The sequence below is a fragment of the Staphylococcus sp. GDB20D11A genome, from assembly GCF_016893255.1.
Lineage (GTDB): Bacteria > Bacillota > Bacilli > Staphylococcales > Staphylococcaceae > Staphylococcus > Staphylococcus aureus.
Window position 1 is genome coordinate 670 of the sequence record NZ_JAFEPJ010000022.1, and the last position, 8,445, is coordinate 9,114.

Sequence of the window (8,445 nt, forward strand, 5' to 3'; positions counted from 1 at the left end):
AAGTTTTCTCGGCATAAAAGACATATCTAAATTGTTAGAAACAACTAGATAACCCTCCTAATGAAAAGAATTCTATAACAGCTTGTCTCGTAGCTTGAGGGAAAGTTTTTGTAGCAATTGAAGCTGCTTTTTTAATGGCATTGCCTCTAGAAAGACCTAAATTTCTTTGATGCTTATAAGAGGTAACAACAGCCTTAGTTAATTTTTGTATTCCACCCACTGCTTTAGCGGCCTTTTTAACCTTCAAAATTTTAGCCCAAGGAATAGCATTACTCGCAATAGCAACTCCAACCGCAGAAATACATGCACCCCAATTTGCCTTATAAACAACAGCATTATTGTCTTGAACCAACTTCAAATGGTTATTCTCATTAACAAAAGAATACCCTTCATAACTTTTACCTTTATTTTGATTTAACCATTTAACTCCAGAATCAATTCCTTGATTCGCGACAGAATCTGGCATTTTTTCAATTAGAGTCAAATATGTATTTAACTCCTTTTCTAAATTAGCGCTTTCTTTATCCACTTGCGAAACATCAACTTTTTGAACATTAGCTGCATTCTCTGAAGCCTCAACATAAGAATATCCCAAAGAAGATGTAAGTAGTGTGAAAGCTGCGACAGACAAAGCACTCTTAATAAAAAAATATTTTTCATATAAACACTCCTCTGTTAAAGTATAATTAAATTATACTTTAACTAAAGATTAAGAGGAAGGAGTTTTATTATTGAATAATATGTACAATAAAATAAGTAGTATATTATTATTAGTAGTAATAATAGTTGCAATAAATGGATTCCTAAACAACAATGAAACTAGTAAAATTATTATTAATATAATAGCCTTAATAATAATAATTTTACTAGTAATCATAGCTGTAACATACAGAAAAAAATACAATAAAAAGAAATGATAAACAATGATGCCTTTAAGAGTCCCACCGGTTCTGTTGCAAAGTTAAAAAACAAACCTCTAAACTCATGTTTAAAATAATACTTCGTATTAACTTGCTAGCATGATGCTAATTTCATGGCATGGAGAAAATCCGTAGATCTGAAGAGACCTACGGTTCTTTTTATATAGTCCGTAAATGCATTCTACCCCTTTGATCATATTCTTTGCTGTATTGATACCTTGTCTTTCTTATCTTAATATGGCAGTGATCTTGTTCAATAAGATTCTTAAGCTATTTAGATGTGCAATGACAATCAGGGTTAAGTTTAAATTAGGGGAGTGTTTTTAAGATTTTTTAGAAAGCAACACGAAGAGGTTAAAAGTATTTCTATTGATATGTATCCTCCCTATACATCGCTTATAGAATCATTATTTCCTAATACAGCTGTTATTCTAGATTGTTTTCATATCGTTCAGGCTGTTAACCGTGAAATTAATCGATGTCGTATTAAAATAATGAATGGGTTTCGGACAAAATATAAACCTAAATATAATAAATTAAAACGTCATTGGAAGCTTTTATTAAAATCACCCCGTTGATTTAGATAAAATGAATTATCATACGTTTAGATTCTTTAGCATTTGACCAACGGTCCAATCGAAGGTATCAAAAATAAAATTAAGCTAATTAAACGAGTCGCTTATCGTTATGGGAATTTTTATAATTTCAAAAATAGGACTTTACTTATTTCAAGGATATTTGTAAGTGAGCATAAAAAACGTACTAAGTAACAGTTTGATGTTACTTAGTACGTTATAATCTTAACCAACCGATGTTGGCAAAGAGCCAGAATAAATAATGTGCGTAGTATATTAGCCTCCTGTCTATACCATTCAGACTAAGAAAACAATATGAAAATAATCTTATATTTATTGTTTTATATGAAATCTTGCCAAGGCCACTCCATAATAGAACCTGCTATAATATTTCTATGTATTCTCTATAAAAACTTATTATTTTTAGTTTTAATCGACTTGAGTATACACATAATTATCTTTAAAACAGTAAAAATTAAAATGATTTCCACAATAAGGGCTGGTACCACTTGTAAATATGATTGATTTATTACAGATGAAAATAAAGCGAAATCAACATTCATGTGCAATAATACCAACATCCATATTTTTTTTGTGAATATATATATTAAACCATATAATAGCCCTACTACTGTAGCTAACATAGATTGAGAAGCAGCATTTTCAATAGTTAGACCACCAAAGGTATTTGCCATATGTAGTAAACCAAAAAGTATAGAAGAAGTAATAAGGGCTAACAGTTTTGATTTGTGTTTAGTCAGCATATGTTCAATAATATATTTTCTAAAAAAGAATTCTTCTGAAAAACCAATAAGAAAGGTTAAAAGTAACTGTGCCAATAATATAGGTCTAAAATTACCAGTATATAATGATTCTAAAATTATTAATATATCACATAATATAACCAATGGAACCACATATTCCAATGATTTTACCTGTATTATAGGAGAGCTTTTTCTTTTTTGATAGGGATTCAAAGCTATTGAGTAAACAAATATTGACAAAATTATCATCATAGGAAGGGCATATACTGCAATTTCCAAACTATTATATTCTATCCCTAATTTTTTCAACGTACCAAAACCAATAGCGCTTATAATAAAATATAAAACAAAGTATATTATTGTTTTTTTCATCAAAATACTCCTTTCTAATTTCCGCTGAAGTAAAACTTTTAATTAAATTATATAACTATAACGATACTACTTATCAAAGATTTTATAATATACCCTCCAAGTCTGACCATTTAATAAACGGTTCTGTTGCAAAGTGGATCTTATAGTATAATTTTAACAAAAAAGGAGTATTCTTTATGAACTATTTCAGATATAAACAATTCAATAAAGATATCATCACTGTAGCCGTTGGATTCAAGAATGTGCTCCTATTTTGTATCAACTTTGGAAGAAAAAGCATAAAAAAGTCTATTATAGATGGCGTGTTGATGAGACATACATCAACATAAAAGGCAAATGGTACTATTTATATCGTGCCATTAATGCAGATAGTCATGCATTAGATATTTAGTTACGTAAGAAATGAGATAAGCAATCAGCATATGTGTTTATTAAACAACTTGGTAAACCCAAAATGATAATGACCGAGTACCTTCAACGAAGGCAGCAATGCCCAAATTGATTAAAGATTTTAAACTCAACTCCAACTGCCATTGTATCTCTAAATATTTAAATAACATTATTGAAAAAATCATCGTTATATTAAGGTGAGAAAAACAAAGTACCAAAGTATCAATACAGCCCAAAATACAATCAAAGGAATGGAATGTATTTACGGACTATATAAAAAGAACCGCAGGTCTCTTCAGATCTACGGATTTTCGCCATGCCACGAAAATAGCATCATGTTAGCAAATTAACACGAATTGTTATTTTAAAGATAAAGTTGGACACTTATTTTTAAACTTTGCAACAGAACCGACTTATTCAAATTTATCAATCGGATTCTCAAGTTAAATCATTATTTATCCAGTTTGCAATTTCCGAAAAAATTTCTTTATTCTTTTTTCTCTCGTTAAAAATTTCGTGTTGTAAACCATCATAAATATGTAATTCTTTTTTTGAAGAAGAAATGTTTTTATAAAAATCTAAAGAGTCACTGTAATGAACCAACCCATCATCTTTGCCATGTAAAATTAAAATATTATCATCAAAATATTGAGCATTTTCCACTAAGTCTTTTACACCTTCCAAAACAGTGTATATCAAGCCGTAAGATACCTTTTTTTCAGTTAATGCATCTAATCTATATTTTTCTAACTCAAAAGTATCACTACACACTCCCTCTCCAATTTCATAATTAATATACTTATTTCTATCAATTGTATCATCAATGTCTCCAAAAGTTTTCTGATTATACCTTGTTACTGCTCCAGATATAATTAAACCATTAATCTTTCCAGGGTTTTTAGTAGAATAAAGTACAGACCCATATCCTCCCATACTATGCCCAATCAGATAGATATTACCTTTATAATGTTCTTTGGTGAAATTAATAACAGCATCTAAGTCCTCAACTATCTCATTTACATTGCTGTAAAAAGTTCGTTTTCCTCCAGACCTTCCATGTCCTCGTTGATCAAATCTTATAATATTAAAATTTTACTCCTGCAAATAGTTTGAAATTTCGTCATAGCGATCTAAATGCTCTGCTAATCCATGACATATAATGATATTAGCGCTACTATTTACATTTTCATTCACTTTAACATATAAAGTTGTTCCATCTACACTATGTATATATTTTATATAGTTCATTCTTTTAACCTCTCTATATTTATAATTATTTTAATTTTACCATTAATTAACATAAATAGGTAAAATTAAAATAATTCGGAAAAAGAGCACTATATTATGTATCTTTTATCCTCAAACTGAATATTGTTATCCATGTAACAATAAAGGTTGGTAATATTAAAATATTTATTGATGAAATATCTAAAAAACTAGTTATTTCTAATTTTGTCATTGATTCTCTATCATATAAAATTTTTTGACTAGTTGTCTGGTAAATCACTAAATAAATTAATATCCATTGGATAAGGTGTTCAATTATTAAAGCATATTTAATTTCAAAATTTACTTTCTTTAACACCAATTTAAATAACAGTAGTTGTATGGAACCAGCAAAAAATATTATAACTATTCCTAGAACAAAAAAGTTCCCTAGTTCTATATTCAAAATACCAAATATACATACTAATAAAAGCGAAGATAAAAATAAAGATATATAACTCATAATCGAAAACAACAAAAAAATAATCAAAGCATTTAAAAATAAAAATTTATTTTTTCTATCAGAAATAATAACGCTTAATAACACAAAAGATATTATTATAATTATAAATTTCAATGTTATATCCATTTTCGCTCCTTGCTCTTTATATTACATTAATGACTGCATACGAGACTTTCATACTTTGTGGTTTTTTGTTAATTTATATAATATTAATATAATAAAAATACTAACAAATGTAGTTATTATTCCTCCTTCAAATCCAAATTCGCCCCCATTAAACAAACTATATTCACTATAAGATATAGTTTTTAATAGTGTACTTGGCAACTTTTGACCACTTACATTTATACCTAAAATAACACCTAAAGTTATATTCCATAAACTATGTGCAAAACCAGTAATCCACATACTACCCGTTAAATAAAATAATAAAGAAAATATTAAACCTGCTAAAAATATATTAATCAGTGATATTAGGTTTATATTGGGATTAAAGCAATGCAAAATAGTAAAAGTTGTACTACTAGCTATTATTGTGAATAATCTCCCTTTTTCTTTAGCGATTTTACTCATAAGAAAACCTCTAGTTAGTACTTCTTCAGTAAACCCTTGAAATATAAAAGCAATAGTGATTATTAATAATACATCCCACTGTATATTTATCTGTTTATGTACACTAATAGTAGAGAAAAAATAATTAATTATAAATACCGCTGAAATAAATGATGTTCCTAAAGCTGCTCCCACGATTATATACTTAATGCAATTTTTTTTATGAATACCTAAAGACAAAATAGTATCTTTAAAATAAATTTTGTTAGTTAAAATAGTTAAAAATAATAAAATAGGAAATGTTATAAAACCTATTGTAATATTAACATTTGGATCGTTCAATAAATAATTTATCTCATATGAGCAATTAAAAACCAAAAATAGTAACGTTGTTATTGTGCTTAATAAAGTTGATAGAACAAAAAGTGAGATTGTTAGTATGATAACTTTCCACCAACTGATATTTTTTTTTGTTAATCTCATAAAATACCTCCATTTAAAATTTCCATATGGTAATAAGTAACAGTATATCCTTTAAAATGTATCTTATTAATCTTACTGGAATATATAGTGGAAGGTCAACATTTTTTTAGACACTTTTCATGTGTAGATACTTAAACACCAATGGCGTTAAATACTGTAACGAAGAATATGGTCTAAAATTGTTGTACCAATTTACGTAATTAAATAATTCTGTTTCTAACTGTCCTAAGTTTTCAAATTTCATTTGTTTTGCAAATTCAGTTTTCGTTGCTTTCATCGTTGCTTCCGCAACTACGTTATTATAAGGACAATCTTTGGTACTTAATGAGCGTTTAATTTTAAATGCTTCTAGGACTTCATCTTATAAAAGTCTATTATTTTTTGATTTGATCGACTTGAGTATATACATAATTATCTTTAAAACAGTAAAAATTAAAATAATATCCACAATAAGGGCTGGTGCTACTTGTAAATATGATTGATTTATTACAGATGAAAATAAAGCGAAATCAACATTCATGTGCAATAATACCAACATCCATATTTTTTGTGAATATATATTAAACGGTTCTGTTGCAAAGTTGAATTTATAGTATAATTCCAACAAAAAGGAGTCTTCTGTATGAACTATTTCAGATATAAACAATATGATAAAGATGTCATAACTGTAGCCGTTGGCTACTATTTAAGATACGCATTAAGTTATCGTGATATATCTGAAATATTAAGGGAGCGTGGTGTTGATGTTCATCATTCAACCATTTATCGATGGGTTCAAGAATATGCACCTATTGTGTATCAAATTTGGAAGAAGAAGCATAAAAAAGCATATTATAAGTGGCGCATTGATGAAACATATATCAAAATTAAAGGACAGTGGTGTTATCTGTATCGCGCGATTGACGCAGATGGTCATACATTGGATATTTGGTTACGCAAAAAACGAAATCATCACTCATCATATGCGTTTATTAAGCGTCTTATTAAACAATTCAGTAAACCTCAAATGATAATTACAGATCAAGCACCTTCAACGAAGATTGCAATGGCTAAAGTAATTAAGGTATTTAAACTTAACCCTAATTCTCACTGTACGTCTAAATATCTCAATAACCTCATTGAACAAGATCACCGTCATATTAAGATGAGAAAGCCAACATACCAAAGTATCAATACGGCCAAAAATACAATTAAAGGGATTGAATGTATTTACGGATTATATAAAAAGAACCGCAGGTCTCTTCAGATCTACGGATTTTCTCCATGCCATGAAATTAGTAATATGTTAGCCAGTTAAACGAACACTGACATGATAAAATGGTGATTATCTATACTTTTTCTAACTTTGCAACAGAACCATAAAAATCACAAAGACATCATTAGTAATCTTATACGGGTTTGTAGTGGCTTATACATCAATTATGACTAATGATATGAAGCTAGTCCTTATTATGTTATATATAGTGCTTCTATTTTCTAACATTATATTTATATTTGTAAATCTGATAGATTACTATAAAAAACATTGGAGAGTGGCTAGCAATAACTTTCTTTTTAAAGCATGGTGTCCTGAGTTAATATCTGTGCTGATGTTTTAAATTTTATGTCGAAGATATATCAACTGAGTTAAACTGAATTTTTTGTAAGGACTATCGTTGTTTTTCGGAGTTGTTAGCTAATATACACACGCATAAAGTACACATGCNNGCATGTGTACTTTATGCGTGTAGGTGTTGAGTAATTTAAGCTTAAAAAATAGGTAGCCATGCAAAATGAAATTATTTTATATATATCCATCCAATGTGCAAGTAGCGCGTATAAAAGTAATATAATTAACATATGTAGGCTTATCGGAAGGACATATGCTTTAAAAGGTATAAATGGTATAATAATAGAGTCGCCTTAACTTCCATAGGCGAAATTACTATGGAAGGAGGTGGAACCTATGGCAATTCTCTTTGTTAGTATAATTGCACCTGTGATTTCAGGGTGTATTGTTGCGATTTTCACGTTTTGGCTAAACAATCGTAACAAATAGGGCGACATAGCTGCACCAAAAAATCCCCTCACTATTTCCGGTAGTGAGGGGATTGGTGTACCTATGAAATTCTCTTTGTTGAGTATAGTATATCATTATATAGGACGGAAATGCAAATCTATGCTTTTAAAAATATTAAGACACAGCTTATTTTTACAACTAATTTGTTAACTTATCTTTAACATATTGATAAATTTTATGAGATTGTGAACTGGCTTTTTCATAGAGTAACTTTGCGTTTTCAAGTCTGTTACCGTTAATATATTTTTGCTTATAAGACTTTTTAGGGTTCTGTTGCAAAGTTGATTTTATAGTATAATTTTAACAAAAAGGAGTCTTCTGTATGAACTATTTCAGATATAAACAATTCGATAAAGATGTCATCACTGTAGCCGTTGGCTACTACCTAAGATACGCATTGAGTTATCGCGATATATCTGAAATATTAAGAGAACGTGGTGTCAATGTTCATCATTCAACAGTCTATCGTTGGGTTCAAGAATATGCACCGATTTTGTATCAGATTTGGAAGAAAAAGCATAAAAAAGCTTATTATAAATGGCATATCGATGAGACATATATCAAAATTAAGGGCAAATGGTGCTATTTATATAGTGCGATT

Annotated in this window: 8 protein-coding genes and 4 pseudogenes; 5 read left to right on the forward strand and 7 right to left on the reverse strand. The window is 28.8% G+C overall.

The features are described from left to right. Window positions 1-34 precede the first annotated feature (34 nt). Together JV528_RS12460 and JV528_RS12465 are read right to left on the reverse strand one after the other, a co-directional pair. The gene (locus tag JV528_RS12460; protein ID WP_224677182.1) at window positions 35-631 is read right to left on the reverse strand and encodes a hypothetical protein; all 597 of its coding nucleotides are present in this window, start codon (window positions 629-631) and stop codon (window positions 35-37) included. 375 nt (window positions 632-1,006) lie between these two features. Next, window positions 1,007-1,229 (reverse strand): annotated as a pseudogene (locus tag JV528_RS12465) (IS6 family transposase); the annotation flags it as partial. Between JV528_RS12465 and JV528_RS14910 the strand changes: the two are divergent. Beyond that, window positions 1,229-1,690, forward strand: a pseudogene (locus JV528_RS14910) (transposase); the annotation flags it as partial. The pseudogenes JV528_RS12465 and JV528_RS14910 sit on opposite strands and share 1 nt — an antisense overlap. Window positions 1,691-1,899: 209 nt before the next feature. Here JV528_RS14910 and JV528_RS12480 read toward each other — a convergent pair. After that, the gene (locus JV528_RS12480) at window positions 1,900-2,631 is read right to left on the reverse strand and encodes a CPBP family intramembrane glutamic endopeptidase (protein ID WP_031900907.1); all 732 of its coding nucleotides are present in this window, start codon (window positions 2,629-2,631) and stop codon (window positions 1,900-1,902) included. Between the two features lie 176 nt (window positions 2,632-2,807). On the opposite strand from JV528_RS12480, the pseudogene JV528_RS12485 reads away from it, so the two are divergent. Further along, window positions 2,808-3,371, forward strand: a pseudogene (locus tag JV528_RS12485) (IS6 family transposase). A gap of 88 nt (window positions 3,372-3,459) precedes the next feature. On the opposite strand, the pseudogene JV528_RS12490 reads toward JV528_RS12485, so the two are convergent. The 4 genes and pseudogenes from JV528_RS12490 to JV528_RS12505 all read right to left on the reverse strand — a co-directional run bounded on the left by JV528_RS12490 (window position 3,460) and on the right by JV528_RS12505 (window position 6,122). After that, window positions 3,460-4,269, reverse strand: a pseudogene (locus JV528_RS12490) (alpha/beta hydrolase). 94 nt (window positions 4,270-4,363) lie between these two features. After that, complete coding sequence (locus JV528_RS12495; RefSeq protein WP_031838161.1) at window positions 4,364-4,876, reverse strand: SA1002 family membrane protein; 513 nt, start codon at window positions 4,874-4,876, stop codon at window positions 4,364-4,366. 48 nt (window positions 4,877-4,924) lie between these two features. After that, on the reverse strand, window positions 4,925-5,785 hold the full coding sequence (locus tag JV528_RS12500; protein ID WP_049949312.1) for a CPBP family intramembrane glutamic endopeptidase: 861 nt from the start codon (window positions 5,783-5,785) through the stop codon (window positions 4,925-4,927). Window positions 5,786-5,891: 106 nt separating this feature from the next. Further along, the gene (locus JV528_RS12505) at window positions 5,892-6,122 is read right to left on the reverse strand and encodes an IS3 family transposase (protein ID WP_078099083.1); all 231 of its coding nucleotides are present in this window, start codon (window positions 6,120-6,122) and stop codon (window positions 5,892-5,894) included. A gap of 285 nt (window positions 6,123-6,407) precedes the next feature. On the opposite strand from JV528_RS12505, the gene JV528_RS12510 reads away from it, so the two are divergent. The 3 genes from JV528_RS12510 to JV528_RS14720 all read left to right on the forward strand — a co-directional run. Next, window positions 6,408-7,082, forward strand: a complete 675-nt coding sequence (locus JV528_RS12510) for an IS6 family transposase (RefSeq protein WP_172693206.1) — start codon at window positions 6,408-6,410, stop codon at window positions 7,080-7,082. Window positions 7,083-7,730: 648 nt separating this feature from the next. Further along, window positions 7,731-7,823 carry a type I toxin-antitoxin system Fst family toxin gene (locus JV528_RS12515; RefSeq protein ID WP_023016171.1) on the forward strand — a complete coding sequence of 31 codons (93 nt, stop codon included), beginning with the start codon at window positions 7,731-7,733 and terminating at the stop codon, window positions 7,821-7,823. 343 nt (window positions 7,824-8,166) lie between these two features. Next, the coding region (locus tag JV528_RS14720) for an IS6 family transposase (protein ID WP_239469965.1) at window positions 8,167-8,445 on the forward strand (279 nt) is incomplete at its 3' end.

Bases quoted from the DNA above. Each gene is read 5' to 3' on its own strand.
- JV528_RS12500 (WP_049949312.1), bottom strand. From the start codon at position 5,785: ATGAGATTAACAAAAAAAAATATCAGTTGGTGGAAAGTTATCATACTA.
- JV528_RS12510 (WP_172693206.1), top strand. From the start codon at position 6,408: ATGAACTATTTCAGATATAAACAATATGATAAAGATGTCATAACTGTA.
- JV528_RS12495 (WP_031838161.1), bottom strand. From the start codon at position 4,876: ATGGATATAACATTGAAATTTATAATTATAATAATATCTTTTGTGTTA.
- JV528_RS12515 (WP_023016171.1), top strand. From the start codon at position 7,731: ATGGCAATTCTCTTTGTTAGTATAATTGCACCTGTGATTTCAGGGTGT.
- JV528_RS12480 (WP_031900907.1), bottom strand. From the start codon at position 2,631: ATGAAAAAAACAATAATATACTTTGTTTTATATTTTATTATAAGCGCT.